The organism is Enterobacter sp. MG-EB028, assembly GCF_056673305.1.
The window spans coordinates 2,588,998-2,615,095 of the sequence record NZ_CP195079.1; the positions used below are offsets into that span (position 1 = coordinate 2,588,998).

Here is a 26,098-nt window from a genome sequence, read left to right on the forward strand (position 1 = left end):
ATTTCACCTCTCCTCCTGCAGGCGAATCATCGCCTCGCGTGACCACGACGCCGTGACCGCCTGCCCCGGCGCAATGCCGCTCAGCGGCGAGGTTTCACTGAGGTTGGCCTGGCTTACCAGCAGTTTGGCACCGTCGGCGAGCTTCAGCTCCAGCCGCGTGGCGGCCCCCTGATACTGAACGGCCTGCACGACGCCCTGAACCTGAACGTCTCCGCCCTCATTAAGGCGAATATGTTCCGGACGCAGGGAATAGCTGCCTTCCATGCCGCATATTTTCTGCGCCAGACCCGCATCGAAGACGTTAGAGGTGCCGACAAAACCGGCGACAAACGGCGTGCGCGGACGCATGTAGAGATCGCGCGGGGTGTCCACCTGCTCGATGCGCCCGTTATTGAACACCGCGACCCTATCTGACATGGAAAGGGCCTCGCCCTGATCGTGGGTGACAAAAATAAAGGTGATACCGAGTTCCTGTTGAAGCTTCTTCAGCTCGAACTGCATCTGTTCCCGCAGCTTGAGATCGAGCGCGCCTAACGGCTCGTCGAGTAGCAGGACGCGCGGTTCATTCACCAGCGCCCGGGCAATGGCAACACGCTGGCGCTGGCCGCCGGAAAGCTGCGAAGGCTTGCGGGCGACGGCAAAGCTCAGGCCCACTTTTTCCAACGCATCACGGGCCTGCGCATGGCGTTTTTTCTTGTCGATGCCTTTGACCATCAGCCCGTAGGCGACGTTATCGAGGATCGACATATGTGGGAACAGCGCGTAGTCCTGAAAGACGGTGTTCACATCCCGCTCCCAGGGAGGCAGTTCGCTCGCCTCTTTACCGAAGATAGAAATCGTGCCGCCTGACAGCTGCTCAAAGCCGGCAATCAGACGCAGGCAGGTGGTTTTGCCGGAGCCAGAAGGCCCCAGCATGGAGAAAAATTCCCCGTCATGAATCGCAATGGTGACCCCATCCACCGCCCGCACGTCGCCGTACAGCCGGGAAACATTGTTAAACTCTACTGCGTACGTCATGTTCAGCTCCCGGACGATTAACGGCCGCCCATAATGGCGATGTAATCCTGCGTCCAGCGGCTGTAAGGTACATATTTACCGCCTTCAGCGATAGGGGTTTTCCAGAACATGATTTTGTCAAAATAGTTATAGCCATTGGTTTCGCAGCCCTTGTCGCCCAGCAGCGTGCTGGCCTTACATCCTTCAGCCACGACGGGCAGCGAGCCAAACCATGCCGCCAGATCGCCCTGCACTTTCGGCGTGAGCGACCAGTTCATCCATTTGTAGGCGCACATAGGGTGTTTTGCCTGCGCGTGCAGCATGGTGGTATCCGCCCAGCCGGTTACCCCCTCTTTCGGGAAGACGGTGGCAACGGGCTGGTTTTCAGCCTTTAGGGCATTCGCCTGATACGGCCAGGCGCTGGAGGCTACGACGCCTTCGTTTTTGAAGTCGCTCATCTGGACGGTGGTGTCATGCCAGTAGCGGTGGATCAGCGCATGCTGGTCGCGAAGCACCTTGAGCACGGCGGCATACTGTTGTTCAGTGAGCTGGTACGGGTCGTTAATACCCAGCTGCGGCTGCGTGGCTTTAACGAACAGCGCGGCATCGGCGATATAAATCGGGCCGTCGTACGCCTGCACGCGTCCCTGATTGGTTTTACCGTCCGGCAGATCCTGTTTGGTAAAGACTACGCTCCAGCTGTCCGGCGGCGTCGGGAAGGTTTTGGTGTTGTACATCAGCAGGTTTGGCCCCCACTGATACGGCGTGCCGTAGACCTTGCCGCCTACGTTAAACCACTCGCCCTTCACGATGCGCGGGTCGAGGGTTTTCCAGTTAGGGATAAGCTCGGGGTTAATCGGCTGAACGCGTTTGCCCATGATCAGGCGCAGGGAGGCGTCACCTGAGGCGGTGACCAGGTCATATCCGCCTTTTGCCATCAGGCTGACCATTTCATCGGACGTGGCCGCCGTTTTGACGTTGACCGCGCAGCCGGTCTCTTTTTCAAACTGGGTGACCCAGTCATAATTTTTATCCGTCTGTCCGCGTTCGATGTATCCCGGCCAGGCGATAATATCCAGTCGACCTTCCCCGTCTCCGATGGCCTTTGGGGGTTCTGCGGCTTGCGCGGTCATGATAGTCATGCCGAGCGCGCACAGGCTGCTGCGGGCAAATTTTTTGCTCATAAGGGTTACTCCTGTCGCAATGAAATTTAGCGGCAGCCGTGCCGTAAAAATATCTCCCTTATTAAACGTAGACCGCACGTATGCGCCGCACCGTTCGGCTTAAGGAAATTTCATCAAGGTGTGACCGAGGACGCATTCCCCGTTAACTGGATTATAGACAAGGAGTTAGACGCGAAGGCCGGTATGCAGATTTCATATGATATGGCACCGAAAAATATTCGCCTTGCCGTCATCAGGATAAGAAATGATTATTTAAATAACGAGGGAAGGATTATTCCAGCATCGTGCTAATTAATTTACCTAACTGAATGACCGCCTGCTCTTCCCGCTCGCCCCATGCCCAGGACGTATTAAAGCGGAAGAACGGCGTCCACGCGTCAGAGGTGGAAAACATCTTTCCAGGCGCAATGCTGATGTGGTGCGTTAAGGCCTTTTCGCTGAGCAGGCCCGCGTCCAGCTGCGCCGGAAGTTCCAGCCATAAAAAGTAGCCGCTGTCGTTGTGGTGAATTTTGACGCCGGCAGGCATATGGCGCAGAAGTGACTGCCAGGCCTGCTGTTTCCGCTCGGCGAGCGTGCGTCGCAGGCGGCGCAGATGGGCGTCGTAGCGCTTGGTCGCCAGGTAGTCCACCAGCGCCAGCTGCATGGGAGAACTGGTTGATAAGGTGCTCATCAGCTGCAGCTGCTGAATGCGTCGCGCGTGTTTTCCTGCCGCCACCCAGCCGATGCGAAAACCGGCCACCAGGCATTTTGAAAAGGACGAGCAGTGCAGCGTCATCTCCTCCCGGTCCCAGGCTTTCGCCGGAAGGGGTTTTTCCCGGCCAAAATAGAGCTCGCTGTAGACATCGTCCTCGATCAGGGTGACGTTGTTCTTCGTCAGGAGCGCGACCAGACGCGCTTTTTTCTCTGCGCTCAGCGTAAAGCCAAGCGGGTTTTGGCCGTTAGTCATGAGCCAGCAGGCTTTTACCGGGTAATCGTTCAGCGCCTGTTCCAGCGCATTCAGGTCGATACCCTCCCGCACGTCTGTGGCGACCGACAACGCTTTTAGCTTAAGGCGCTCCAGCGCCTGCAGCGCGCCGTAGAAACAGGGGTTTTCGACAATCACCCAGTCTCCTGGCTCTGTCACCGCCTGCAAACTCAGGTTCAGGGCTTCAAGGGCGCCTGCGGTAATGACAATTTCGTCCGGCGAGATGTTCATCCCCTGTTGCGCGTAGCGGCGCGCAATGGCGTGACGGAGTTCAGCGTTACCGGGCGGCAGGTTCTCAATCACGCTCATTGCGGTAGCGGTTTTACTGACGTTTGCCAGCGAGCGGTTGAGCTGCTGAAGCGGGAAAAGTCGGGGATCGGGAAAGGCGGAAGCGAAAGGAACAACGGACGGATCGCGGCTGGCCTGTAAGACCTCGAAAATATAGGTGTTGATATCTACCGCTTCATCACGCATTACCTGGGCAGGCGGCGCAGGCTGTTGTGCGGTCGGGCGCGAGGCAACGTAATAGCCCGACTGCGGCCTGGCGACAATGCGCCCCTGGCTTTCCAGCATCTGATACGCGTGGCCAACGGTCATAAAGCTCATGCCGCTGCTTGCCACCTGTTCTCGCAGGGAAGGCAGCTTATCGCCCGGCAGCCATACGCCAAGCTCAATCTGCGAGATAATTTGTTGCGCCAGACGCTGGTATTTTTTCATCAGATTCTCCTTATTGCCGACAGTGTATATCAGCAGGAGAAAAAGAGAAGATTTTGCTAACTGTTATAGTCTGGAAGATGAATTACTTACGGTATTCGGTCACGTGGCTCTGAGCGGAGCGTGCGGCGGCCAGGTGGTCGAGCGTAATCATCGGCGATTTGCAAAAAATGCATTTCGCGCCAAACGGGTTTTTCTCAGACACGTCAAAGGCTGAGGTACGGTACTGCGAACCATGGCAGCATGGGCAGCGAAAATGGATATAAGAAGTCATAGGATTCTCCTGAAACGTAAAAACGTAAAAACGTAAATTACTAATGGGCCGATTGGGCATAATGGTTTTAAACAAAACTAATCGGAATGTAGATAAAGACCCAAGAGAGGCTGCGGAGAGGCACAACGTGATGAGAACTGCTTTATAAAACTACGTCAGATATTTATTTGGACTCAAAACCAGAAGACCATTAACGCACGGCGCAGACGACAAGGCAAGCGGTTTTATGCGTAAAAATCATAAAAATACAGTTTTTATTCAGAAACACTAAGGCTGGCACTAACTATAGGTTCAGTCAATCGCAAGTAAAACACTTATAAATCAATGAAATATAAATATTTTACATGACACTTTTTGCCTAATAACCTTCACTCACAGGGAGTATTAACATTCGTTAAACATGAATTGTTAATGAAAAAAGAAGTTTGATATGGCCATTCCAGCATACCTTTGGCTGAAAGATGATGGCGGCGCAGATATCAAAGGCGCTGTTGATGTACAAGATCGGGAAGGAAGTATTGAGGTGTTGGGATTCGGTCATGGACTGCATCTACCGACAGATAACATGACGGGGAAAATTACTGGTACCCGTATTCATACAGCTCTCGTTTTTGAGAAGGAATTCGACAGTTCAAGTCCCTATCTCTACAAAGCCGTTGCAAAAGGTCAGACGCTGAAAGGGGCTGAATTTAAATGGTATAAGATCAACGATTCCGGGCAGGAAGTTGAATACTTCAATATGCAGCTAGAAAATGTCAAAGTCGTCTCTATATGTCCACTCATGCATGATATTAAAAACCCGGCAACGGAGAAGCATAACCATCTGGAAAGTATCGCCCTGCGTTACGAAAAAATAACATGGAAACACTGCGACGGTAATATTATTTTTTCTGACGAGTGGAAAGACAGATGATTCGGTGCACTTTTCATTTGAATGGCTATCAGCTTTCCACTTTGAGTTGCCCCGGCTTAGGCTTTTTCCCCGCGTATTCTGGAAATTCGGGGCATAACAGAAATAATCCTAATGCCGTTGCGACTCCTGAGGTGGGCCCCTTACCCCCAGGACTCTATTATATCGTGAAACGTCCACGAGGCGGTTTTGTTACTCACTGGCATGACGCAATTAAAGCGTTAGAAAGCGGATCAAACCGTGACTTTTGGTTTGCTCTTTACCGCCACGATACTCACATTGACGACAGAACTTTTATCAATAATGTTGAGCGTGGTTCTTTCCGGTTACACCCGGCGGGACAGTCTGGGATTAGCAATGGATGTATTACGTTGCCAAATCACTCCCATTACAGAATTCTGATGCATGGTCTACTGGCATCCGGCACGTTTAAAGTTACTGCTGGGTTAGATGCACTTGGAACAATACAGGTATATTGATGAATGCAAAAAAGCATACCCTGACCTGGGTTGTTGAAACATTGATGCTGTTTGTTATTTACTCACTTGTATGTTACTTCATGCCTGATGTATTACTTTATCATCTCTTCACCAGCCATTTTGGCTTTATGACTGAACTTGAATGGAGTGAAAGCTATACACTGTTGCTTTTCATCCTCTCATTTTTGCTCAATACCATGTTGATTTACCTCTGGGCATTACGAAAATGAACCTCCCTTGGGCGGAAATATTGCCGCCCGGCAATATAAAGCAAAGGCAGGCAAGAAAACTGTTATAGATAAATAACCCAGGTCTGTCTCTGCAACCCAGCGCTGGCGCGGCTTAGAATGGCATCGACATAATTACATCGCGGAGTTTTGCATGTTTGGTTTAGATGCTTTTCACCTTGCACGGATACAGTTTGCCTTCACCGTATCCTTTCACATTATTTTCCCGGCCATCACCATCGGCCTGGCAAGTTATCTTGCCGTGCTCGAAGGGCTGTGGCTGAAAACAAAAAATCCGGTCTGGCGCTCGCTGTACCATTTCTGGTCGAAGATTTTCGCCGTCAACTTTGGCATGGGCGTGGTCTCCGGGCTGGTGATGGCCTACCAGTTTGGCACCAACTGGAGCGGCTTTTCACAGTTTGCGGGCAGCATTACCGGCCCGCTGCTGACCTATGAAGTGCTTACTGCCTTCTTCCTCGAAGCCGGGTTCCTCGGCGTGATGCTGTTCGGCTGGAATAAAGTGGGGCCAGGTCTGCACTTCTTCTCCACCTGCATGGTGGCGCTGGGCACCATTATCTCCACCTTCTGGATCCTCTCCTCGAACAGCTGGATGCAGACCCCGCAGGGCTACGAGATCGTCAATGGTCAGGTCGTGCCGGTGGACTGGTTCGCTGTGGTATTTAACCCCTCCTTCCCCTACCGCCTGCTGCATATGTCGATTGCGGCATTCCTGAGTAGCGCCCTGTTTGTCGGTGCATCTGCGGCATGGCACCTGCTGCGCGGGAATAATACCCCCGCCATCCGGGCGATGTTTTCGATGGCGCTATGGATGACGCTGGTTGTCGCCCCCCTCCAGGCCCTGGTTGGCGATATGCACGGGTTGAACACCTTAAAGCACCAGCCCGCCAAGATTGCCGCCATTGAAGGCCATTGGGAAAACCCGCCGGGCGAGCCTACCCCCCTGCTGCTGTTTGGCTGGCCGGATATGGAGCAGGAGCGCACTCGCTTTGGACTGGCGATCCCGGCGCTGGGTAGTCTTATCCTGACGCACAGCCTGGATAAACAGGTCCCTGCGCTCAAAGAGTTTCCAAAGGAGGATCGTCCTAATTCCACCATCGTTTTCTGGTCGTTCCGCATTATGGCGGGCTTAGGGATGCTGATGCTGCTGCTTGGGGTAGCGGCGCTCTGGCTGCGTTATAAAAAGCGGGTTTATTCTTCACGTCCGTTCCTGTGGTTTGCGCTGCTGATGGGACCGTCCGGGCTGATTGCCATTCTGGCCGGATGGGTCACCACCGAAGTGGGCCGCCAGCCGTGGGTGGTTTATGGGCTTCAGCGAACGAAGGATGCGGTTTCTGCCCATGGCGATCTGCATATGAGCGTGAGCCTGCTGGCCTTCTTCGTCGTCTACACCTCGGTATTCGGCGTGGGCTACAGCTATATGGTGCGCCTCATCCGAAAAGGGCCACAGCCGTATGAATCATTCGCCACCGAGGCCGACGGACGCCCGACGCGCCCGCTTTCTGCCGTCACAACTGAACAGAAGGAGCAGCCATAATGGGTATCGATCTTTCCATTATCTGGTTTGTCATCATCGTCTTTGCCACGTTGATGTATATCGTCATGGACGGGTTTGATCTGGGGATCGGTATTCTGTTCCCGGCAACGCAAAACGCCGACGATCGCGACGTGATGGTCAACAGCGTCGCGCCGGTCTGGGACGGCAATGAGACTTGGCTGGTGCTAGGCGGTGCTGCCCTGTTCGGCGCGTTTCCGCTGGCCTATGCGGTGATCGTTGATGCCCTCACTATTCCGCTGACGTTAATGCTGATCGGACTTATTTTTCGCGGTGTGGCATTTGAGTTTCGCTTTAAAGCCACGCCGGCCCACCGTCCTTTCTGGGATAAGGCGTTTATTGGCGGTTCCGTTCTGGCGACCTTTACCCAGGGCGTGACGGTGGGTGCCGTCATTAACGGCTTTACCGTGACTGGCAGGGCCTATACCGGCGGCCCCTTTGACTGGTTTACCGCGTTCAGCCTGTTTTGCGGCGCGGGTCTGGTGGTGGCCTACGCGCTGTTAGGCTCGACCTGGCTGGTGATGAAAAGCGAAAACGCACTACAGCAGCGGATGCGTGAGGTGTCGAAAACGCTGTTAATCGTGCTGCTGGCGTTTATCGCGGCGATCAGCCTCTGGACGCCTCTGGCGCACCCGGTCATCGCGGCGCGCTGGTTTACGCTGCCGAATCTGTTTTATCTGCTGCCGGTCCCTGCCCTGGTCGTCATGTTTAGCCTCTACCAGTGGCGCTGCCTGAGTAATCCTGATAGCCATACTCGTCCGTTTATTCTGACGCTGGGGCTGATTTTCCTCGGCTTTAGCGGGCTTGGGATCAGCATCTGGCCGCATATTATACCGCCGTCAATCACCCTGTGGCAGGCCGCCGCCCCGACGCAAAGCCAGGGCTTTATGCTGGTGGGCGCTCTGTTGATCATTCCCGTCATTCTGGTCTACACCTTCTGGAGCTACTACGTCTTTCGCGGCAAAGTTCAGCCTGGGGAGGGTTATCACTGATGCAACAACCTGTCTGGAAAAGATTGCTGTGGCTGGCCATTATCTGGGGCGGCAGCGTACTGGCGCTGGCAGCGGTCAGTATGCTCTTCCGTATGCTGATGACGGCTGCCGGGTTTAAATCTCATTAAACTTCATTCCGGGCAGCCCTGCGTTGCCCGGCACCACCCCGCACTTTCAGATAAACCCCATTAACGCACCGCAGAGTATCGTTACACTGGTAAAAGATTCACAGAATTTATAATTTGAGAAGAAAAATGAAAAAGCTCATCGCGTTAAGTGTTATCAGCCTTGTCCTTAGCGGCTGCGTTAATCCTGGCAAAGCATCCGTTCAGCCGGATCAGCTGAAGAGCCACCGTTTTGTACTGGAAAACGTGGACGGCAAAGCCGTGAAGGGGATGACCGCGCAGCCTGAGATCGCTTTTAACGCGCTTCCCGATATTAGCCTCGTTGATAACATTAGCGTTTCCGGCCAGATGTGTAACCGCTTCAACGGGCAGGGAAAGCTGTCCGAAGGTGAGCTAAAAGTTAAAACGCTGGCGATGACTCGCAAACTTTGTACCGAACCGCAGCTTAACGAGCTGGATCAGGCCATCGGCGACATGCTGCGCAAAGGGGCGCAGGTCGACCTGACTGAAGACCAACTGACGCTGGCGACGGCCGATAAGACGCTGATGTTTAAGCGCGCGGAGTAATCAGTAGCTACCGCAGCTTCCAACGGCAAGCGACTGTTCACTGCAGCGTTTGCCGTTTGGCAAGGCGCACATCCCGATAGCCGAACCGTCAAGCTGGCGGGCAACGGACAGCGAGCCGCCAATCATGGCACAGTTGGCCTGGCCTGAACTGGACATTGCCGCTTTCATTCCCGGCGCCACGTGGGCCGCCGTGGCCTGCTGAACAGGTTCACTACTGCATGCCGACAACAATAACGCGGCACACCCTACCCAAAATGCTGAACGCATGCTCTTTTCCCCGTAAATAGTGCGAAACCTAAGCATAATAGGCATCACATCCCGTGTCGTCGAGAGCGGAAGTGCGTATTTATGCGCTACTGAAACAATTCCTCGCAATTTTTTCGCCCTAAGTTTGATCTAACCATTGATGGTGAGAATACCGAGGACACAAAAGCGAAAATCGTAAAACCCCCTGTTTGCTAGACTACAGAGATAATATTCAGGGCTGGTCGCCTTATGACAGCCTCTCTGTTTTTGCGCAATGTAAGGGTGTCGTCCTATGCAAACTATTGACGGTAATGGTGCAGTTGCCTCAGTCGCGTTTCGCACCAGTGAAGTTATCGCCATCTATCCGATCACGCCAAGCTCTACCATGGCCGAGCAGGCGGATGCCTGGGCGGGGAACGGGTTAAAAAACGTCTGGGGCGATGTCCCGAGAGTGGTTGAAATGCAGTCCGAAGCGGGAGCAATTGCCACGGTCCATGGTGCACTGCAAACCGGCGCGCTCTCCACGTCGTTTACCTCCTCTCAGGGATTGTTGTTAATGATCCCAACGCTGTACAAACTCGCCGGTCAACTGGCCCCCTTCGTCCTGCACGTCGCGGCGCGTACTGTGGCCACCCACGCACTCTCTATTTTTGGCGATCACTCCGACGTGATGGCCGTGCGTCAGACCGGCTGCGCGATGCTGTGCGCCAGCAGCGTTCAGGAAGCCCAGGACTTTGCTTTAATTTCGCATATCGCCACGCTTAAAAGCCGCGTTCCGTTTATTCACTTCTTTGATGGTTTCCGTACGTCTCACGAGATCAACAAAATCGTCCCGCTGGCGGACGAGACTATCCTGGATCTGCTGCCGCAAGCGGAAATCGACGCGCATCGCGCCCGCGCTCTGAATCCGGAGCACCCGGTTATCCGCGGGACTTCGGCAAATCCGGATACTTATTTTCAGTCCCGCGAGGCCACAAACCCGTGGTACAACGCGGTTTATGACCATGTCGAGCAGGCAATGAACGACTTTGCCGCGGCAACCGGACGCGAGTACAAACCGTTCGAATACTACGGCCACCCGCAGGCCGAGCGCGTGGTTGTGCTGATGGGTTCCGCTATCGGCACCTGTGAAGAGGTCATTGACGAGCTGCTGGCCCGCGGCGAAAAGGTCGGCGTGCTTAAAGTGCGTCTCTACCGTCCGTTCTCGGCTAAACATCTGCTCGCTGCGCTGCCGGAAAGCGCGCGTACTGTGGCGGTGCTCGATCGAACCAAAGAGCCGGGCGCACACGCGGAACCGCTCTATCTGGACGTGATGGCCGCCCTCGCTGAAGCCTTTAATAACGGCGAACGTGAAACGCTACCGCGCGTTATCGGCGGTCGTTATGGCCTGTCTTCCAAAGAGTTTGGGCCGGACTGCGTGCTGGCCGTGTTTAACGAGCTAAGGGAAGCAAAACCCAAGCCGCGCTTTACGGTGGGTATTTATGATGACGTAACGAATCTTTCCCTGCCCTTGCCGGAAAACACCCTGCCCTCGACCGCCAAACTTGAGGCGCTGTTCTACGGTCTGGGCAGCGACGGCAGCGTCTCGGCGACCAAAAACAACATCAAGATCATCGGCAATTCAACGCCGTGGTACGCGCAGGGTTACTTCGTCTACGACTCCAAGAAAGCCGGCGGTCTGACCGTTTCTCACCTGCGCGTCAGCGAGCAGCCTATCCGCTCTGCCTACCTTATTTCTCAGGCCGACTTTGTTGGCTGCCATCAGCTGCAGTTTATCGACAAGTACCAGATGGCTGAGCGCCTGAAGCCCGGCGGTATCTTCCTGCTCAACACGCCTTACAGCGCCGATGAGGTCTGGGCGCGCCTGCCGCAGGAAGTACAGACGGTGCTGAACCAGAAAAAAGCCCGTTTCTATGTAGTTAACGCGGCGAAAATTGCCCGCGAATGTGGCCTGGCCGCGCGTATCAATACCGTGATGCAGATGGCCTTCTTCCATCTGACCAATATCCTGCCGGGCGACAGCGCGCTAGTGGAACTGCAGGGGGCCATCGCCAAAAGCTACAGCAGCAAGGGCCAGGAGCTGGTAGAGCGTAACTGGCAGGCGCTGGCGCTGGCGCGCGAGTCACTGTTCGAGGTGCCGCTGCAGCCGGTAAATGACGCCAGCCCGAATCGCCCTCCGGTGGTCTCGGATGCGGCACCTGATTTCGTGAAAACCGTGACGGCCGCGATGCTGGCCGGGCTGGGTGACGCCCTGCCCGTCTCTGCGCTGCCGCCGGACGGAACCTGGCCGATGGGCACCACGCGCTGGGAAAAACGCAACATCGCCGAAGCGATCCCCATCTGGAAAGAAGAGCTCTGTACCCAGTGCAACCACTGCGTCGCGGCCTGCCCGCACTCGGCCATTCGGGCCAAAGTGGTGTCACCGGAAGCGATGGAAGATGCCCCGTCCAGCCTGCACTCGCTGGATGTAAAATCCCGCGACATGCGCGGCCAGAAATACGTTCTGCAGGTCGCACCGGAGGACTGCACCGGGTGTAACCTGTGCGTTGAGGTCTGCCCGGCGAAAGACAGGCAGAACCCGGACATCAAGGCCATCAATATGATGTCGCGTCTTGAGCACGTTGAAGAAGAAAAAGTGAACTATGACTTCTTCCTGAACCTGCCGGAAATCGACCGCAGCAAGCTGGAGCGCATTGATATTCGTACGTCGCAGCTGATTACGCCGCTGTTCGAGTACTCCGGTGCCTGCTCCGGCTGCGGTGAAACGCCGTATATTAAGCTGCTTACCCAGCTGTACGGCGACCGGATGTTGATTGCCAATGCAACCGGCTGCTCATCGATCTACGGCGGTAATTTACCGTCCACGCCTTACACCACCGATGCGAATGGGCGCGGTCCGGCATGGGCAAACTCTCTGTTCGAAGATAACGCCGAGTTTGGCCTGGGCTTCCGCCTGACGGTTGACCAGCACCGCGCGCGCGTGATGCGCCTGCTGGAGCAGTTTGCCGGGCAGATCCCTGCCGAACTCAATGCCGCACTACACGCTGACGCCACGCCCGAGGTGCGCCGCGAGCAGGTGGCCGAGCTGCGTCACGCCCTCCAGGGGGTTGCCGGGGCTGAACAGCTTCTGACCGACGCTGATGCCCTGGTCGAAAAATCGATCTGGCTGATTGGCGGCGACGGCTGGGCTTACGACATCGGCTTTGGCGGGCTGGATCACGTATTGAGCCTGACCGAAAACGTCAACATTCTGGTCCTGGATACGCAGTGTTATTCCAATACCGGTGGTCAGGCGTCGAAAGCCACGCCGCTGGGCGCCGTCACGAAATTCGGTGAGCACGGTAAACGCAAGGCGCGTAAGGATCTGGGCGTGAGCATGATGATGTACGGCCACGTTTACGTCGCGCAAATCTCGCTGGGCGCGCAGCTTAACCAGACGGTGAAAGCGATCCAGGAAGCGGAAGCGTATCCGGGTCCGTCGCTGATCATTGCCTACAGCCCGTGCGAAGAGCATGGCTACGACCTGGCCCTCAGCCACGATCAGATGCGTCAACTGACGGCCACCGGCTTCTGGCCGCTCTACCGGTTCGATCCGCGTCGTGCAGATGAGGGGAAATTACCGCTGGCGCTGGATTCACGTCCGCCGTCCGATGCCCTGGCAGAGACGCTAATGCAGGAGCAGCGCTTCCGCCGCCTGAATGCGCAGCAGCCTGAGGTGGCAGAGCAGCTCTGGCAAGACGCCGCCGCGGATCTGCAAAAACGGTATGACTTCCTGGCGCAGCTGGCAGGAAAAGCCGAAAAATCCACCAGCGACTAAACCCTATGCCCGGCTCGTCCGGGCATTTTTTTCCATAAAAAAAGCCCGATGTTTTCACATCGGGCTAATCCAGATAATTAATGAATCTCTCTTTAGTTTCCCAAAAGACATTCACGATAATTATGGATAAATAATCTTAAAGGCATATAACGGAGCAGAGATTACCTGATTTAACCGCTAATTAATAATTTTTATTTAATATGGTTTATTTTAACTCATTCATCAAGCAAATGACCATTTCCGCAGTTTTATCTGGTTTAGATTTTACTTAATTCGTAACAATTCTATTTTATTACTATTCCACAGGAGTGATTTAGCATGAGACAACTTTCTTATTCGGGAAGTTCAACAGGTAATCAAATAAAAACAACTGCAAAGGAATATCACTATGCAAAGAAAAGTACTGGCTCTGATGATTCCGGCTCTGTTAATGGCTGGCGCCGCGCATGCGGCAGAAATATATAATAAAGACGGCAACAAACTGGATCTGTACGGAAAAGTGGATGGTCTGCACTATTTCTCCGATGATGCCTCTAAAGACGGCGATCAAACCTACATGCGTCTGGGTTTCAAAGGTGAAACGCAGATTAACGACATGATGACCGGCTACGCGCAGTGGGAATATAACATTCAGGCAAATAATACCGAAGGGTCTGATAACCAGTCCTGGACGCGTCTGGCCTTCGCGGGGGTCAAAGTGGGTGACTACGGTTCCTTCGATTATGGCCGTAACTACGGCGTACTGTACGACGTGGAAGGCTGGACCGATATGCTGCCTGAATTCGGCGGCGACTCTTACACCTATGCCGATAACTTTATGACCGGCCGCGCTAACGGCGTGGCAACCTACCGTAACACTGATTTCTATGGTCTGGTGCAGGGCCTGAACTTCGCGCTGCAGTATCAGGGTAACAATGAAGATGCCAGCAACAATCAGGAAAGCACCAACAACGGCCGCGACACGCGTCATGAGAATGGCGACGGCTTCGGTATTTCTACAACCTATGATTTCGGTATGGGGATCAGCGCCGGTGCCGCCTACGCCTCATCTGACCGTACCAACGACCAGGTTACGCATACCACTGCGGGCGGTGACAAAGCAGATGCCTGGACAGCTGGCCTGAAATATGACGCCAATAATATCTATCTGGCCGCCATGTATTCTGAAACCCGTAACATGACGCCTTATGGTGATAACACCGACGCCGTGGCGAATAAAACTCAGAACGTCGAAGTGACCGCGCAATACCAGTTCGATTTCGGTATGCGTCCGGCAATTTCTTATCTGCAGTCAAAAGGTAAAGACCTGGGTAAAGGTCAGGGCGACCAGGACCTGGTGAAATATGCAGATGTAGGCGCAACCTACTATTTCAACAAAAACATGTCCACCTATGTTGATTATAAAATCAACCTGCTGGATGAAGATGACAGCTTCTACAAAAACAACGGCATCAGCACCGACGATGTCGTTGCATTAGGCCTGGTTTACCAGTTCTGATGGTCAGAGCCCGCAGCGTTACGCGGGCTCATTCTTTTTTGATTTTCGTCTCAAAAGAGCGCTTTATTTCGGTATTGTTGAGGATAAGTTGAAAGAAAACGGGTTAGACTGCGCGCATATCCCCTTCTTCACTAAGGATGATAGCGTTGTTTGGCCGCATATCCGTTACCATACTGACTCTTCTGGCGTGTTTATGGATGGCGTTGATCTTTGATTTTCGCGATATTGTCGGGCATCTCGGCACGCTGTTAAACCATCTGGATCGCCATTAACAGTTATTCCCAGAAAAAAGCCACCAGCTTTGCCGGTGGCGGTCATACGCATTTCGAGCGTTACTTTTTCACGGGTTGAGGTTTTTTATCCCCTGATTCGGGGGCCTCGCGCGGATCGTCTTTTTCAACACAGAGCATAATGTCTCCTGTTTCAGTTAACCACTTCCCACTATAGCCAGTGTGAACAGATCCTGGCCAGGCGGTAATCAACCTATATTGCTCTCTTTTTTGCGAAACGAGAGGTAACCAAAAACGCCGCTTTCACCATCGCTCGGATGGTTCACGCCGTCCATCACCGTCACTTCGGGGAAATCAAACGGCGACACATTTTCAAAACAGGCCACATTGACGCCGTATTCATTTGGGTTAGAGCGACGCTGATGGAACGTGTATATCCCACAGACCGAGCAAAAGAAATGCCGCGCAGTCCCCGTGTTGAACCGGTACTCCGTCAGCTTATCCTCACCTCTGGTTACGGTAATACCCGACAACGGTGCAGAGACCACAACTGCGCCCCGCATGCGGCAAAAAGAGCAACTGCAGCGCCGCGCAGTATTAAAACCGTCCGTGAGTTCGACGGTAAATGCCACCGCGCCACAATGGCACTGTGCATGACGAATATCTGTCATCGGTTAGACCCCTTTTCTCACCAACTCGGCGGCCTTAACGAAAACCTCATCTTCTACACCATCGCCTTTCTGCCTGCCGAGCCTGACCAGCTCTTCAACAATGCTGTCGCGATCGATCGGTCTCTGGGCGGAAACCAGCCCAATAACGGCGGCACCGATCGCCAGCCCCACTAATCCTGTTTGTTCGTCTTTGTTCTTCATACTCATGCTCCTGATACAACAAACAAGCGTAGCAGGATTTTTAAAAACTCAGCGTCAGGCAGTATTCACTGAATCGCTGTCAGCCCGACGCGCTGGCCGTACGAGAGCTCTAAGGTATTTCCATCGGGATCGGCAAAGAATACATAATACCCAACGGGATCGCCCAGATCTTCCGGTGCTTTCCGTAACGCTCCTTCTTCGATGGCCATCGCGGTTTTTCTGTCAATTTCTTCACGCGTGGCGCAGGCAATCCCAAGGTGGCCAAAATGCCCCAGCGGCGTATCGGTCACGTTGTCAGACTGCACCAGAACCAGCGCAAAAGGACGCGTATGGTCAGTCAGCCACGCCACTTTGCGGACATCGGGAAGATCGGGCTCACGCGAGTGAATGACCTCCATCCCGGCATATCGGCGGTAGAAAGCAACGCTCTTCTCCAGATCCCGGACCATAAACGCAACATGAGTGAATCCTACGTCAATGTCTTTCATTTTAAGATGTTACTCCTCTATTAACGTGTCGAAGCCATCTTAAAAGCTCAAGTTAACTTGAGGTCAACGGTGAATTTGTGCGGTCCTGCTGATGCTCAATTGGGGATGAAGGGATAAAAATAATACAGCCCCGCCGTAGCCGAGACGCTTACGATGACGCTCAGTAAAAACCAGGTTTTGAATGGCTGCTTCTGCGTTTTATTGCGAAAGAGCTGTTGGCCCACAATAGCGCCAGGCCACCCGCCTACAATACCAAATACCAGTAACGTCCTCTCCGGTACCCTGCGCATCCCTTTCCGCGCAGCGGTTTTATCGGCGCCGTAAATCGCTATCGTCAGAACGTTAATCAGCAAGAACCACATGGCGCAGGGATACGCGGTAAAAACGCTGCCAGCTGCAGCGATGAACAGGAGCAAAAAGCAAAAACGATTCAAAGTCATAGTGACAGCCACTGGACAGGTATGCGGATTTCGAAAGGCATTATACGCTTTCTTACGCATGTATCAGCCTGAGGCCATCTTTCGTCAAACATACCCATTCAGCAACTCTATTGTCCTGCGCCGTCCTCACGCCCTCACTTGTCAGCGTTATGCGTCCCGCTCGGTGCGACGGCAGGAGCGGAATACCAGTTTTCTTTGGCGACCATGACGCTTCCTTCAGGCTGCATGACAAAGTTGGGCGACATGATTTGCACGTTATATTCGTTAAAGACATCCTGAATGTTGCTGAACAGCGCATTGCGCGCGACGGCCAGAGGCTGCCCGGGTAGCAGCCTGACCTGAAGCTCATAGGCGATATACCAGTCCATTAGCGACAGCTGACGCACCAGCGGCGGCGTCGAAGGATCCACGCACGCTGTCCGCCTGGCGGCCAGCTCAAGCATGGCATGCACCTGCCGCCAGGGGGTGTCATACCCAATGGTGACGCTTACGGTTAAGTTGACGCTGCCGTCATTGTTTTGGGCGCTGAGGTTCGTTATCTTGCCGCTCACCACGACGGCGTTGGGCACGGTGACCACATAGTTTTCGCGGGTGATAATTTTGGTGGCGAGCATACCAATTTCGCTCACCTTCCCTTCGTTATCAGCGACCCGAATGACGTCGCCCTTGCGCAACGCGCGCGAATAAATCAGTACTAGACCGCTCATCGCATGATTCATCACCCCAGCAGAACCCAGCGTCAGCATCAGACCAAAGAAGACGCTTATGCCCTTAAAGGCCAGCGAATTGGCCCCGGGAAGAAACGGGTATGCGGCGGAGAGCGCGAACAACCACACCACAACTGAGAGAAGTTTTCTGGTCGCCCCGACGGTTTCAGGGTGCAGCCCTGGAAACTGTAAACGCCCCACTTCTACCTGGTTGAGTACCACCTTTAACACTTTGAGGATTACCGCAGTGATCGTGAAGATGATGAAAACAATTGCCAGTCCTGGCAGCGCAGAGGCAACGGCTAAGGCAATCTGCCGTATGACATGCAACGTCCAGTCACCCAACGATGTTGCCCAGACTCGCGTCCAGGGAAACAGGCTGAACGACCAGCTAAGCCAGCCGTAAAAAGCCAAAATCATCACAACCAACATCAACAGGCCGTACAGACGCGCTTCGATGAGGCCGATGAAACGGCGCCAGCGTTGGGGTACCCAGCTCCGCTTCTCCGCGACCTTTCGACGATAGTGCCCTCTTACCCATTTCCAGGAGCGCAACGCAACATAGCCAAGCAGGAACCAAATCAAAATACCGGTCGCAGTCTTAGCGGTGGAAAGCAGCAGCCATCGGGTATCATATTGATCGCGAAGTGAGTTACGCTGCGCTTCCAGACGTGCCAGCACGCGCTGAGCGGCCTGATCCAGGGTAAGATCGTCCCCTTCATCCAGATCTGATTCTGTCAGCAGCATGACCGGCTTACCATTCATCACGAACAGTCTTCCCTGCTGGTTATACCGGGTGACAGGGATAATTGTCAGAGGTTTGCTAACATCTTCCTGCGAGAAATTACGTAACGTATTTCGAATCCGTAATACACGCTCTTCTGGCGTGGTGAAACCGAACTTTGCCTGCAGCATGACGATCGGTTGATGGAAGATATATAGCGTGCGTGCCCGCTCACTTTCAGTCGGTTCCTGTCGGGGTTCGGCAGCCAAAACGGGATGAGCAGGGAAATAGATAATAAATAACAACAGAGCGAGCACTATCCTGTTCATATCTACCTGTATTTTATGAATTATGCATTTTCACCAGGCATTGTATTAACACCATGCCGACCGACAACCGTGGAAATCGTCCCTGCGAGAAATACCGTTCGCAGGGCAAAGCTCTTGGCTATCATGTTGAATTTCTTAAAACCTCTCAACGTTCTGCTACATCACATAGAGGTTTTTGTTATTAAGCGCTTAATGAAAGGAAGCATGAATAAATATAAGTGGTGATACACAATCAGCAAGTTACTTGCCGAAAATTAACGCGTTGTATTTGTAATGAAAGGCACTACTCTTAGCTGTAAATCGGCTATGACAATTCGAAGATTGCGCAAGGGGGTTACCTTGATTCCTCAGCGTCTCCCCTCACGCTCACGTTTACTCTTTTGGCTTCCATAGCGATTACCCTCGTTGATTTTGACGCTCAGCCCCCAGTCGAAGGCCACCTCTTCAATCGTCGGGTAGAAGATGTCACGGATCTGCGGGTACGTCGGCGCGAAATGATGGCTGTAATTTCGACGCCGTTCTTGCCGACCTTTACGCCTGAATAGGCGAGTCTGGAAGCAGCCGGGAGTTTCCTTGTGTCAGCGAAGTAAGGCTGGCCAATGCCATCGCGGTTGCAGCGCGGGCATTCAGGATTTGGCTCTTTGTTGTGGTCGTAACCGTAACCACCAGAATCCTCTGGTTCACGTCTGTCACGTTCAATAGCCTCGAGTCTTTTCTCTTCGAACTCCACGGCATCACGCCACTGGTAGTGGTGACCGAAACCCCAGCAGTAACGACACGCACCGCGGCGATACTGCGAAAGCTGATTTGCATCGAAGGTGGCGAGCTGCCACATCTGCGCGAGGACTTCATCGGCACTGCCAAGCGTGCGCATAATGGAGGCTTTCTGCTGCTGCGCAATGGCCTGCGCAACGTTAGGATTCGCTATGAGCTGACGACCGTAGTTTGGGTCACTATAGCCAGCACGCGCAGCGGCAGCGGTGGCGTTGTTGTCTTTCAGGTATTCCGCGACAAATAAGCGCTGCTGAGCAGTAAGTCCATCATCATCCACCAGCTCATTTGCGCTTTTATCTTTCTGCGCAGTGCGCATTTTTTTCTGCGCAGGTTTTTGCGCAGTTTGCGCAGACGGTTTTTTGATATATCGACGGGCGGTAGCGTAATTCAGTCCCTGCGCTTCACACCATTACTTTGGTGATACGCCGGTTGCGGCATGTTCGGACAGGAACCGTTGCTGAAGCTCGCCCCAGTCTGGTTTTGCCATTGTAAGAACCTATTGATGAACATGTTCCGCTTAGTGTTAGTCTTGCAACAATGTATACTGCTGAGCCGAAAAATATCTCAGCTAACAGATTATGAGGATGTTATGGGAATTTCGAAAATCTCCCTTTTCTCTTTGAATTTATGCTTATTTAAAAATGGAATAGTCATTGGATCAGGCACAGGTTTTTTCTATGAGCATGAGAAGGATTACTTCCTTATTACAAATTATCATGTATTTACAGGTAGAGAGCCCAAAAATCCAGAGTGCTTGCTAGAGGGTTATCCAGACTCACCTGATCGCATTTCTTTTGACATCCCTTACTTTGATGGGCAAGAGCATGGGGTTGCAGCCAACATTCATATAAGCATCGATGAAGATTCTGTTTTCATTGAACACAAGGATAGAAATAAAGGCATTGACTTAGTTGCCCTAAAAATAGATATTCGCGAGAGTCAGCGGTGTGCCATCACAACTCAAAAAGATATTGAATTAGTGGATGACATTGCAGTAGATGTCACATCAAACTTATTCATTGTCGGATACCCGTGGGGGCAAAGTGTCTCACCAAATCTGCCAATATGGAAAAAGGGTACTATTGCAAGCGAGCCTCAGCTTATTTCTGAAGGAATTCAAAAAATTTACATCGATACATTCACCAACCCAGGCATGTCTGGCTCTCCTGTATTCGCAAGCGAAGATCGTGATGGTTATATTTACAATCCAAAATATGAGTCTTTATATAAAAAAAGTCTAACTGGTGACAAGGAAGCGATAACAAAAATTTCAGGCATTGAACCTGATTATATTAAACAGATAAGAAAATTTAAATATTTCAGATTGATGGGGATATACTCCGGTAGAATAACTTTTGCTTCAAAAGACCCTCAAATTGGTATTGTATGGCCATTACCTTTGTTAGAAGATTTATTAAGAAATGGGATTAAAACCCATCATCCTTACCCTCCAATTAAAACCACTTAATTGCGTGGATTTTATTATAACAAACTAAAACATCCTAACTGCTCGTGGTAGAAGGCTCATTCCTTTTGAATGGTTAGGGTAATTTAGTAGAAACTGTGTATCATTACCTTTTTTATGATTTTTTTGGAAGTTTACGTAGTCATTTACTAATAGTATTATCGCCATGCCTAGCATGGCTATTCATTGTGATGGCAATAAAAAACCGCCCGTAGGCGGTAATAGTTTACTTCTTTGCAATGAAACGATGAATTTTGTCGTTCATGAATAGGGCAAGCTGAGACTCGTCGAGTTTATATCCCTTGGATGATAATTTATGTGCAAGCATGATTATTTTCTCATCCCTCAAATCTTCTGTTCCTTCAAGTAAGTTTTCTTCTCCTGAGGGCATATATTTTTTGGTTGTTTTATATACAACCCTTTCCTTTTCGGTATCTGAGTACGATATCTCAAGGAAATATTCACTCTTTTGCATACCAGTGCACCCATTTGTGAGTGCGCCATAAATCACTTTTATTGATTCGTAAAGAGATAGTGACTTACTAGCAACCTCTTCTTTTACGACTTTATCCAAAACGATTACTAAGGATGACATGTCTAGCCCTCTTTTGCGGTCATCCTACTTGTATCGGATCAAAATTAGAAAAATTTAGGTTACACAGTCTATTGAAACAAATTATTTAGTTACTCTTTCAGTGCGTAGCAACTCAAAACGTCTTATCGCCGCCTTATCCAGATTGCACTGCCCCAGCGCCGTATAGAGCTGAGCGTTTAACTCCAGACTTGCCTGCCAAGTGAATGGCACGGCCATTCCTGGGATCGGAGTATCTGCAGTCAGGTCAGCGCTTATCGGCACTACCGGAGCCGGGACGTAGACTGTCTGCGTATTCCCGCAGGCTGTCAGCAGCGGCAGAAGGAACAAGTTGGTTAGCGCACGGATCGCCTTCAAGCGCCTGCCTGATGTAGACAATGCGAGTCTCGCCCTTTTGAGCCAGTTCGTTCTTTGCATTCTGGGTAGCCTGTGAGATGTCACGAATGAGGTTCATCGTGGTGATCACGTTGCTGGTGATCGCCTCCGATGTTTCTGCACGGACCGTCGCCTTATCGCGCTGGTCTTTGTAGATGATGGCGTTGCCACGGTAGTGGTTAATTGACCAAGCCATGGAACCCAGCAGACAAATTACGACAGCGCAAATGATTGGGGTTAATCGGCTCATTTCTGGCCCCACTCGCAAACTTCACGCTCAATCTCTCGGCGGGTTACCAGTCCCTTCCACTGCTTTCCACCGGCATACGTCCAGCGCTTCAGTTCTTTGCATGCACCCGGAACGTCGCCGGAATTTAATTTTTTCAGCAGCGTCGATCTGCTAAATGCTCCCGTTCCCACGTTATAGGTGAAGGAGTAAAGCGCGGCCCGAGTGGTTTCGGGAATATGGACTTTAATCAGCGGGTCGATAGCTGCAGCTACCTTGCGCAGGTCGGATTGAAGCAAAGCGTCACATTCTTTATCGGTGTATCTGTGACCGCGGCGAATGTCAGCGCCGGTGTGCCCATCGCAAACAGTCCAGACACCGACGACATCCTGATAAGCGTAATAACGACGCCCTTCAAGACCATCTGCATTACCCAGCATGACTGCTGCAATAGTTATTGCGCTGGATCCACCAACAATGACGCCCACCAGCTTATTTCTGAGTGTCGGGTTCATCTCGGCTCCTGCTGCGGCGGTTGTCTTCGCGGATTTTGAAATAGAGGTTTGTCAGGTACGTCATCACTGCAATGATGATACCCACCAGCACGCCGATAGCGTTCCACTGCTCGGGGCTATAGGCATTCAGCATACCGTTTAGGATGCTACCGGCTGAAGCGCCATATGCAGCACCTGTGGTTATTTTGTCCATGCGATACATGCTCTCACCTCGCGATGCTGCGGGTGTTGAATGTTTGAAGATGATTAGCCGTAATGACTAAAGCTGAGAGTGTGTTCTACCGATAATGATATGAACATTTAATCTGGGAAATTTTATGCAGACAGTATCTACTTACAAAGATCTTGCAAAAGCAATAGCCTGTGATTCAAACAAAATTGAAGTCACTGGTGATATCACCAAGGGAACGGTAAAAATCGTGGCCAGTGGCGCGGTTTCCTGGGCAATTGCTATCGGCGCAATCAGCATCGCATACGCTGCATTTGTTATGACGCCTGCGACGGGGGGAACTAGCTCAACTTTATCATTAATGTTTGCACCGGCAGCTGTTGCCAGCATTGGATTACCAGCAACTACCGCAGCAATTGCAATTGTAACTGGCGCAGGATCCTTAACGGCGATTAAAAACTTAAGGAAATATAAGGTTGAATCTCTTGAAGATGGTAAAGCTATTTTAGTTAAAAAATAGTTTCATGAGTTCCTAGCTGGTGTACAGAGTTGTTTTGAAGGTATAAAAAAAGCCCCACGGGGTTAACCGCAGGGCTTTAAACGAAGGCAATAACCCATCGTTAGAGCAAAATTACCACACATTCGGGAAAAGTAAATAGCTCACGATAAATTCACACCCTATTTTGTTATCTGCTTCAGCTGCGCATCAGCCCACGCCTCTTCGATATCAAACTTGGTGATGAGCTGGTCGTAGAATGGCTTAACAGACTTCTTCCAGGTATCGAGGGTGATTGCATCCGTTATCTGGCACATCGCGGCGTAAGCCTCAGTTGATGGAATTCGCTCAAACCCCCGCCCACTGCAGCGCTTGCAATCAGCCAGAACCGGCACACCCTGCTGTTCAGTAAGAACCTGATTAACGGTTTTCCCGCGTCCATGGCAATCTTTACAGGCACAACTTACAACCTTCTTACCCTTGCACTGAGGGCAGAGAACGCGCGCTACCTCCATGACCTACCTACGCACCTCATACTCAGAAGGTCGAATATCCTCCGCGCCCATGTGCAAAGACATCTTCACGAACTTCTTCTCTTTTGCCGGAGTGTGAGACTTCATGCTGAAAACCTCAGCGTCAATAAACCCTTCCCCATTGCAGCCATCGCACTGCTTCACGCTGGCGGCGCTGCGGGAATAGTCCTCGAACGCGAAGGTGGCCAGTTGATGCATCACCAGTGGCTTAACCCCGGCATCCAGTTTGCGCAGTGCAGCCACCCGATCGCACCTGGTCAGCGCATACTGGGCCAGCAATTCGATCGCCCTCTCCCGGTCATTCTTGCTGATACCCATCTTCCCGAGAAAAGCGCTGTAACCCAAGGCTGCCCGTTCCTGCGTCATCCCCATGGCAGCCATGATATCCGTCCCGGTTAATGAGTCTGACGCAGTAGCACGCGGAGAGTCGCTAATCATTGTCGATTTGGCGAAGTGATATTTGAGAGTGCTTTCAAGATTCATGCGGTCTCCAGCTCGGTAATAGTGAGTTCTAATTTCCCGCCCTTAATGACAGGCATTTTCATAACGCGATAGTCGACAACCTGGCAGTCATCCAGCCAGAATCCCGCCTTTGTTAAAGCGTCAAATGCAGCTTTCTGCAGATTATCCAGATCGCGGCGACGGCGGTCGGGCATGTGACATTCAATTCGGATTTTGAGTGGTGCGGCCGTGCGAATATTAAGCCGGGCGCTTCGAATGACACTGGCGACCGCATAGCGATACGCTACGCCATCAGCGCTAATGTGAGTGCGCCCGCGGTTGTGCCGGTAATACCGGTTATTGCTCGGCGGCCAGGGCAAAGTGATTTGATATGTCTTCACGTTCACCCCCACATCCGGTTTCGCCAGCGGCTGTCAGGGCGCGCTGGTGTATTTGAGGTCGGAAGGAATGCACTGACAGTCCATGTCACGTAATCCGGGTTAAGGCTACGCTCAACACGGACGCCGCGCGCTTTGTAACGCTTAACCAGATCGTCGGCCTGTTCGGTGCTGCAATCGGTGTGGTGGAACCAGGTCTTCTTCATTCCCGTCACCCCGCAAAGCTCATGAGTTGCGCAGCGGCATTCTCCGCCTCGCGCTGGTCCCTGAATGCTTTGGATAATATCCAGCGCCAGAGGACATCAAGCGCGGCCTTGTACAGCTGCTGGAACTCAATTTCGTCCATGTTGGCGAATGAAATACTGCGTGGGTGCTTCTGAAGTGTGCCATCCGGAAGTTTGATAGCGTCGTAATGCCCGGCCTGAATAATCACCCAGGCGCGGTAAGCATCGAAGGATTTGCACAGGCTAATGCCATTCGTGACGCGCCGGTAAGCAACCTGCTCAAGATACTGCTCAGCAGCATCGATCAGCGCACCCTCATTCCCGCCATATGAAGCAAGGAACTTGGCGTAGCCGGTGATCAGCTTCCGCTCGTTGCTAGATATAGCCCCGCCGGTTAGTTCCCAGTATTCAAAACCGAGATTGAGAAGCGCGAAAAAGCGCCGGTGAAATGCCGGGTTTCGTACCCGCCTGAACTCTGCAACAAGAACATCGCCGAGCCGGTTTTTTGATTGCAGGATATCGCTGGTCTCGGGCGTAGCCGGGATCAGTATTCCTGAGTGGTGTTTGATAAGTTGTAATTCTAGCGCCATGGTTCTCTCCGTGGCGCATCAGGTCAACGGGTGTTCAGTCCGTCGGATTTATGATATCAGAGGGCTCCGTGATTCGGTAGCCAAGGCGGCGAAGAAAGCGGGTTCCGGAGGATATATTGAAAATCCCTTCATCCTCCAACAACGGTCGGCAAGAAACAATTCCATTTCGAGTATAAAGAAGACAACGACTTTGGAGTGGAACTGAGCCAATAAGCATGCCATCCGATCTTCTTACTATATCGTACCAGTCGCCCTGTTCTTGAAGTTTGTTCACAACCTCCTCCCTTCTTTGTTCACTGTGAAACCAACCTTCCGGCAGTGTTAAACCCTCATATAGCGTCAAGATATTGATGCCAAAAAATGCAAATGAGAATGCCGAAAAGAAGCTACGTCTATGTTGTAGAGTCTAAACATACAACAAAATACTGTATATATAAACAGCGCCTTGCAAGATGGAAGGGCTTGGTTAAGAGATTACATCATTCAAACTAGTTGGTTTTTTATTCATCTGATGGTAGTGAGTCATCAATAAGGAGCTTAAGTTTGGAAGGAGGATATGGGTGACAGTTTCGAAGAGTAACTATTTAAATCTGTAAAAAGACTTAAGGCGAAGACATGCCTTACGTATTAAGCATACTGGCACTTGTCAAATATTACTGACTTTTATGTCACTTACGAGTGAAAGAATTGCCTTGCAATAGACAACAAGAGTCATGAAATTAATTAATTTAACTCCTAATAATAACACCCATTATTTTATCTATTTATAGCTCATCAGTAATAAGTATGTTTAATCATTAAATATTCAAACAAATTAAATTAAACTATCAACTCATAAAATTCACATTTTATATCAAAAATTAACATAAAATCGCAATAAACTCCCTTATATCAAGAATATATTTATGTTAATCAAATCCTGAGGATGAGAGAGAGAACGGAAG

At 51.7% G+C, this 26,098-nt stretch carries 30 protein-coding genes and 2 pseudogenes; 11 read left to right on the forward strand and 21 right to left on the reverse strand.

Going from position 1 to position 26,098, the window contains the following annotated elements; all coding sequences use genetic code 11:
• Positions 1 to 3 precede the first annotated feature (3 nt).
• From ACR42C_RS12285 to ymcF, 4 genes are all read right to left on the reverse strand, one after another.
• Entirely contained in the window at positions 4 to 1,017 is a 1,014-nt protein-coding gene (locus ACR42C_RS12285) for an ABC transporter ATP-binding protein (protein WP_302218218.1), read from the reverse strand.
• A 17-nt stretch (positions 1,018 to 1,034) separates the two neighbouring features.
• Positions 1,035 to 2,180: a putative ABC transporter substrate-binding protein YdcS gene (gene ydcS, locus ACR42C_RS12290; protein ID WP_479984153.1), complete on the reverse strand. Its 1,146-nt coding sequence runs from the start codon at positions 2,178 to 2,180 to the stop codon at positions 1,035 to 1,037.
• Between the two features lie 271 nt (positions 2,181 to 2,451).
• The gene (locus tag ACR42C_RS12295) at positions 2,452 to 3,861 is read right to left on the reverse strand and encodes an aminotransferase-like domain-containing protein (protein WP_316379240.1); all 1,410 of its coding nucleotides are present in this window, start codon (positions 3,859 to 3,861) and stop codon (positions 2,452 to 2,454) included.
• Positions 3,862 to 3,943: 82 nt separating this feature from the next.
• The gene (gene ymcF / locus ACR42C_RS12300; protein ID WP_058654517.1) at positions 3,944 to 4,132 is read right to left on the reverse strand and encodes a cold shock small protein YmcF; all 189 of its coding nucleotides are present in this window, start codon (positions 4,130 to 4,132) and stop codon (positions 3,944 to 3,946) included.
• A 430-nt stretch (positions 4,133 to 4,562) separates the two neighbouring features.
• Between ymcF and ACR42C_RS12305 the strand changes: the two genes are divergently transcribed.
• The 7 genes from ACR42C_RS12305 to hslJ all read left to right on the forward strand — a co-directional run bounded on the left by ACR42C_RS12305 (position 4,563) and on the right by hslJ (position 9,005).
• Positions 4,563 to 5,045, forward strand: a complete 483-nt coding sequence (locus ACR42C_RS12305; protein WP_316379241.1) for an Hcp family type VI secretion system effector — start codon at positions 4,563 to 4,565, stop codon at positions 5,043 to 5,045.
• A complete protein-coding gene (locus ACR42C_RS12310; protein ID WP_479984154.1) occupies positions 5,042 to 5,521 on the forward strand; it encodes a DUF2778 domain-containing protein in 480 nt (159 codons plus the stop codon). Before ACR42C_RS12305 ends, ACR42C_RS12310 begins: the two co-directional genes overlap by 4 nt.
• Positions 5,521 to 5,751 carry a hypothetical protein gene (locus ACR42C_RS12315; RefSeq protein ID WP_316379243.1) on the forward strand — a complete coding sequence of 77 codons (231 nt, stop codon included), beginning with the start codon at positions 5,521 to 5,523 and terminating at the stop codon, positions 5,749 to 5,751. The genes ACR42C_RS12310 and ACR42C_RS12315 overlap by 1 nt, the downstream gene beginning before the upstream one ends.
• A gap of 151 nt (positions 5,752 to 5,902) precedes the next feature.
• Positions 5,903 to 7,303: a cytochrome ubiquinol oxidase subunit I gene (locus ACR42C_RS12320; RefSeq protein WP_116339604.1), complete on the forward strand. Its 1,401-nt coding sequence runs from the start codon at positions 5,903 to 5,905 to the stop codon at positions 7,301 to 7,303.
• The gene (gene cydB / locus ACR42C_RS12325) at positions 7,303 to 8,313 is read left to right on the forward strand and encodes a cytochrome d ubiquinol oxidase subunit II (RefSeq protein ID WP_479984155.1); all 1,011 of its coding nucleotides are present in this window, start codon (positions 7,303 to 7,305) and stop codon (positions 8,311 to 8,313) included. The genes ACR42C_RS12320 and cydB overlap by 1 nt, the downstream gene beginning before the upstream one ends.
• Positions 8,313 to 8,441, forward strand: a complete 129-nt coding sequence (locus ACR42C_RS12330; RefSeq protein ID WP_008501283.1) for a DUF2474 domain-containing protein — start codon at positions 8,313 to 8,315, stop codon at positions 8,439 to 8,441. Before cydB ends, ACR42C_RS12330 begins: the two co-directional genes overlap by 1 nt.
• 126 nt (positions 8,442 to 8,567) lie before the next feature.
• Positions 8,568 to 9,005, forward strand: a complete 438-nt coding sequence (hslJ, locus tag ACR42C_RS12335; RefSeq protein ID WP_116339600.1) for a heat shock protein HslJ — start codon at positions 8,568 to 8,570, stop codon at positions 9,003 to 9,005.
• On the opposite strand, the gene ACR42C_RS12340 is transcribed toward hslJ, so the two are convergent.
• Positions 9,006 to 9,272 (reverse strand): putative hemolysin, encoded by a 267-nt coding sequence (locus ACR42C_RS12340; RefSeq protein ID WP_028013313.1) that lies wholly within the window; start codon positions 9,270 to 9,272, stop codon positions 9,006 to 9,008.
• Positions 9,273 to 9,543: 271 nt separating this feature from the next.
• On the opposite strand from ACR42C_RS12340, the gene nifJ reads away from it, so the two are divergent.
• Positions 9,544 to 13,068 (forward strand): pyruvate:ferredoxin (flavodoxin) oxidoreductase, encoded by a 3,525-nt coding sequence (gene nifJ / locus ACR42C_RS12345; RefSeq protein WP_479984156.1) that lies wholly within the window; start codon positions 9,544 to 9,546, stop codon positions 13,066 to 13,068.
• A 388-nt stretch (positions 13,069 to 13,456) separates the two neighbouring features.
• Positions 13,457 to 14,566: a porin OmpC gene (gene ompC, locus ACR42C_RS12350; RefSeq protein ID WP_479984157.1), complete on the forward strand. Its 1,110-nt coding sequence runs from the start codon at positions 13,457 to 13,459 to the stop codon at positions 14,564 to 14,566.
• Positions 14,567 to 14,898: 332 nt separating this feature from the next.
• Here ompC and ACR42C_RS12355 read toward each other — a convergent pair whose 3' ends face one another.
• The 7 genes and pseudogenes from ACR42C_RS12355 to ACR42C_RS12385 form a co-directional block, all read right to left on the reverse strand.
• Positions 14,899 to 14,976, reverse strand: coding sequence for a hypothetical protein (locus ACR42C_RS12355; protein WP_223239581.1), 78 nt, complete (start codon positions 14,974 to 14,976; stop codon positions 14,899 to 14,901).
• A 68-nt stretch (positions 14,977 to 15,044) separates the two neighbouring features.
• The gene (locus ACR42C_RS12360; protein ID WP_163329593.1) at positions 15,045 to 15,467 is read right to left on the reverse strand and encodes a GFA family protein; all 423 of its coding nucleotides are present in this window, start codon (positions 15,465 to 15,467) and stop codon (positions 15,045 to 15,047) included.
• Between the two features lie 3 nt (positions 15,468 to 15,470).
• A complete protein-coding gene (locus tag ACR42C_RS12365) occupies positions 15,471 to 15,668 on the reverse strand; it encodes a hypothetical protein (RefSeq protein WP_116339592.1) in 198 nt (65 codons plus the stop codon).
• A 65-nt stretch (positions 15,669 to 15,733) separates the two neighbouring features.
• Positions 15,734 to 16,156 (reverse strand): VOC family protein, encoded by a 423-nt coding sequence (locus tag ACR42C_RS12370; RefSeq protein WP_116339591.1) that lies wholly within the window; start codon positions 16,154 to 16,156, stop codon positions 15,734 to 15,736.
• Positions 16,157 to 16,251: 95 nt separating this feature from the next.
• Complete coding sequence (locus tag ACR42C_RS12375) at positions 16,252 to 16,596, reverse strand: DUF1294 domain-containing protein (protein WP_479985197.1); 345 nt, start codon at positions 16,594 to 16,596, stop codon at positions 16,252 to 16,254.
• A gap of 134 nt (positions 16,597 to 16,730) precedes the next feature.
• On the reverse strand, positions 16,731 to 18,356 hold the full coding sequence (locus tag ACR42C_RS12380; protein ID WP_479984158.1) for a mechanosensitive ion channel domain-containing protein: 1,626 nt from the start codon (positions 18,354 to 18,356) through the stop codon (positions 16,731 to 16,733).
• 466 nt (positions 18,357 to 18,822) lie between these two features.
• Positions 18,823 to 19,617: pseudogene (locus ACR42C_RS12385) on the reverse strand (terminase small subunit); the annotation flags it as partial.
• A gap of 15 nt (positions 19,618 to 19,632) precedes the next feature.
• Here ACR42C_RS12385 and ACR42C_RS12390 point away from each other — a divergent pair.
• Complete coding sequence (locus ACR42C_RS12390) at positions 19,633 to 20,598, forward strand: S1 family peptidase (RefSeq protein WP_479984159.1); 966 nt, start codon at positions 19,633 to 19,635, stop codon at positions 20,596 to 20,598.
• Between the two features lie 223 nt (positions 20,599 to 20,821).
• On the opposite strand, the gene ACR42C_RS12395 is transcribed toward ACR42C_RS12390, so the two are convergent.
• From ACR42C_RS12395 to ACR42C_RS12415, 5 genes are all read right to left on the reverse strand, one after another.
• Positions 20,822 to 21,190 (reverse strand): hypothetical protein, encoded by a 369-nt coding sequence (locus ACR42C_RS12395; RefSeq protein WP_316379249.1) that lies wholly within the window; start codon positions 21,188 to 21,190, stop codon positions 20,822 to 20,824.
• 81 nt (positions 21,191 to 21,271) lie between these two features.
• Positions 21,272 to 21,451 (reverse strand): Rz1-like lysis system protein LysC, encoded by a 180-nt coding sequence (lysC, locus tag ACR42C_RS12400; protein ID WP_420291326.1) that lies wholly within the window; start codon positions 21,449 to 21,451, stop codon positions 21,272 to 21,274.
• Complete coding sequence (locus tag ACR42C_RS12405; protein ID WP_316379250.1) at positions 21,435 to 21,812, reverse strand: DUF2570 domain-containing protein; 378 nt, start codon at positions 21,810 to 21,812, stop codon at positions 21,435 to 21,437. The genes lysC and ACR42C_RS12405 overlap by 17 nt, the downstream gene beginning before the upstream one ends.
• Positions 21,809 to 22,303: a lysozyme gene (locus tag ACR42C_RS12410; RefSeq protein ID WP_479984160.1), complete on the reverse strand. Its 495-nt coding sequence runs from the start codon at positions 22,301 to 22,303 to the stop codon at positions 21,809 to 21,811. Before ACR42C_RS12410 ends, ACR42C_RS12405 begins: the two co-directional genes overlap by 4 nt.
• Positions 22,281 to 22,505, reverse strand: coding sequence for a class II holin family protein (locus ACR42C_RS12415; RefSeq protein WP_248229714.1), 225 nt, complete (start codon positions 22,503 to 22,505; stop codon positions 22,281 to 22,283). Before ACR42C_RS12415 ends, ACR42C_RS12410 begins: the two co-directional genes overlap by 23 nt.
• A 115-nt stretch (positions 22,506 to 22,620) precedes the next feature.
• On the opposite strand from ACR42C_RS12415, the gene ACR42C_RS12420 reads away from it, so the two are divergent.
• Positions 22,621 to 22,992: a hypothetical protein gene (locus ACR42C_RS12420; protein ID WP_196352171.1), complete on the forward strand. Its 372-nt coding sequence runs from the start codon at positions 22,621 to 22,623 to the stop codon at positions 22,990 to 22,992.
• A 158-nt stretch (positions 22,993 to 23,150) separates the two neighbouring features.
• On the opposite strand, the pseudogene ACR42C_RS12425 reads toward ACR42C_RS12420, so the two are convergent.
• The 4 genes and pseudogenes from ACR42C_RS12425 to ACR42C_RS12440 all read right to left on the reverse strand — a co-directional run bounded on the left by ACR42C_RS12425 (position 23,151) and on the right by ACR42C_RS12440 (position 25,154).
• Positions 23,151 to 23,984 (reverse strand): annotated as a pseudogene (locus ACR42C_RS12425) (antitermination protein).
• The gene (gene rusA / locus ACR42C_RS12430; protein ID WP_248039431.1) at positions 23,981 to 24,343 is read right to left on the reverse strand and encodes a crossover junction endodeoxyribonuclease RusA; all 363 of its coding nucleotides are present in this window, start codon (positions 24,341 to 24,343) and stop codon (positions 23,981 to 23,983) included. The pseudogene ACR42C_RS12425 and the gene rusA overlap by 4 nt, the downstream one beginning before the upstream one ends.
• Before the next feature lie 2 nt (positions 24,344 to 24,345).
• Positions 24,346 to 24,546, reverse strand: a complete 201-nt coding sequence (locus ACR42C_RS12435; RefSeq protein WP_316379254.1) for a hypothetical protein — start codon at positions 24,544 to 24,546, stop codon at positions 24,346 to 24,348.
• Between the two features lie 5 nt (positions 24,547 to 24,551).
• Positions 24,552 to 25,154 carry a DUF1367 family protein gene (locus ACR42C_RS12440; protein ID WP_316379255.1) on the reverse strand — a complete coding sequence of 201 codons (603 nt, stop codon included), beginning with the start codon at positions 25,152 to 25,154 and terminating at the stop codon, positions 24,552 to 24,554.
• Positions 25,155 to 26,098: the final 944 nt, after the last annotated feature.

What these genes read in the sequence shown, in the direction of transcription:
- ACR42C_RS12285 (WP_302218218.1), bottom strand. Translation starts at nt 1,017, where the DNA reads ATGACGTACGCAGTAGAGTTTAACAATGTTTCCCGGCTGTACGGCGAC.
- ydcS (WP_479984153.1), bottom strand. Translation starts at nt 2,180, where the DNA reads ATGAGCAAAAAATTTGCCCGCAGCAGCCTGTGCGCGCTCGGCATGACT.
- ACR42C_RS12295 (WP_316379240.1), bottom strand. Translation starts at nt 3,861, where the DNA reads ATGAAAAAATACCAGCGTCTGGCGCAACAAATTATCTCGCAGATTGAG.
- ymcF (WP_058654517.1), bottom strand. Translation starts at nt 4,132, where the DNA reads ATGACTTCTTATATCCATTTTCGCTGCCCATGCTGCCATGGTTCGCAG.
- ACR42C_RS12305 (WP_316379241.1), top strand. Translation starts at nt 4,563, where the DNA reads ATGGCCATTCCAGCATACCTTTGGCTGAAAGATGATGGCGGCGCAGAT.
- ACR42C_RS12310 (WP_479984154.1), top strand. Translation starts at nt 5,042, where the DNA reads ATGATTCGGTGCACTTTTCATTTGAATGGCTATCAGCTTTCCACTTTG.
- ACR42C_RS12315 (WP_316379243.1), top strand. Translation starts at nt 5,521, where the DNA reads ATGAATGCAAAAAAGCATACCCTGACCTGGGTTGTTGAAACATTGATG.
- ACR42C_RS12320 (WP_116339604.1), top strand. Translation starts at nt 5,903, where the DNA reads ATGTTTGGTTTAGATGCTTTTCACCTTGCACGGATACAGTTTGCCTTC.
- cydB (WP_479984155.1), top strand. Translation starts at nt 7,303, where the DNA reads ATGGGTATCGATCTTTCCATTATCTGGTTTGTCATCATCGTCTTTGCC.
- ACR42C_RS12330 (WP_008501283.1), top strand. Translation starts at nt 8,313, where the DNA reads ATGCAACAACCTGTCTGGAAAAGATTGCTGTGGCTGGCCATTATCTGG.
- hslJ (WP_116339600.1), top strand. Translation starts at nt 8,568, where the DNA reads ATGAAAAAGCTCATCGCGTTAAGTGTTATCAGCCTTGTCCTTAGCGGC.
- ACR42C_RS12340 (WP_028013313.1), bottom strand. Translation starts at nt 9,272, where the DNA reads ATGCGTTCAGCATTTTGGGTAGGGTGTGCCGCGTTATTGTTGTCGGCA.
- nifJ (WP_479984156.1), top strand. Translation starts at nt 9,544, where the DNA reads ATGCAAACTATTGACGGTAATGGTGCAGTTGCCTCAGTCGCGTTTCGC.
- ompC (WP_479984157.1), top strand. Translation starts at nt 13,457, where the DNA reads ATGCAAAGAAAAGTACTGGCTCTGATGATTCCGGCTCTGTTAATGGCT.
- ACR42C_RS12355 (WP_223239581.1), bottom strand. Translation starts at nt 14,976, where the DNA reads ATGCTCTGTGTTGAAAAAGACGATCCGCGCGAGGCCCCCGAATCAGGG.
- ACR42C_RS12360 (WP_163329593.1), bottom strand. Translation starts at nt 15,467, where the DNA reads ATGACAGATATTCGTCATGCACAGTGCCATTGTGGCGCGGTGGCATTT.
- ACR42C_RS12365 (WP_116339592.1), bottom strand. Translation starts at nt 15,668, where the DNA reads ATGAAGAACAAAGACGAACAAACAGGATTAGTGGGGCTGGCGATCGGT.
- ACR42C_RS12370 (WP_116339591.1), bottom strand. Translation starts at nt 16,156, where the DNA reads ATGAAAGACATTGACGTAGGATTCACTCATGTTGCGTTTATGGTCCGG.
- ACR42C_RS12375 (WP_479985197.1), bottom strand. Translation starts at nt 16,596, where the DNA reads ATGACTTTGAATCGTTTTTGCTTTTTGCTCCTGTTCATCGCTGCAGCT.
- ACR42C_RS12380 (WP_479984158.1), bottom strand. Translation starts at nt 18,356, where the DNA reads ATGAACAGGATAGTGCTCGCTCTGTTGTTATTTATTATCTATTTCCCT.
- ACR42C_RS12390 (WP_479984159.1), top strand. Translation starts at nt 19,633, where the DNA reads ATGAACATGTTCCGCTTAGTGTTAGTCTTGCAACAATGTATACTGCTG.
- ACR42C_RS12395 (WP_316379249.1), bottom strand. Translation starts at nt 21,190, where the DNA reads ATGTCATCCTTAGTAATCGTTTTGGATAAAGTCGTAAAAGAAGAGGTT.
- ACR42C_RS12405 (WP_316379250.1), bottom strand. Translation starts at nt 21,812, where the DNA reads ATGAGCCGATTAACCCCAATCATTTGCGCTGTCGTAATTTGTCTGCTG.
- ACR42C_RS12410 (WP_479984160.1), bottom strand. Translation starts at nt 22,303, where the DNA reads ATGAACCCGACACTCAGAAATAAGCTGGTGGGCGTCATTGTTGGTGGA.
- ACR42C_RS12415 (WP_248229714.1), bottom strand. Translation starts at nt 22,505, where the DNA reads ATGTATCGCATGGACAAAATAACCACAGGTGCTGCATATGGCGCTTCA.
- ACR42C_RS12420 (WP_196352171.1), top strand. Translation starts at nt 22,621, where the DNA reads ATGCAGACAGTATCTACTTACAAAGATCTTGCAAAAGCAATAGCCTGT.
- ACR42C_RS12435 (WP_316379254.1), bottom strand. Translation starts at nt 24,546, where the DNA reads ATGAAGAAGACCTGGTTCCACCACACCGATTGCAGCACCGAACAGGCC.
- ACR42C_RS12440 (WP_316379255.1), bottom strand. Translation starts at nt 25,154, where the DNA reads ATGGCGCTAGAATTACAACTTATCAAACACCACTCAGGAATACTGATC.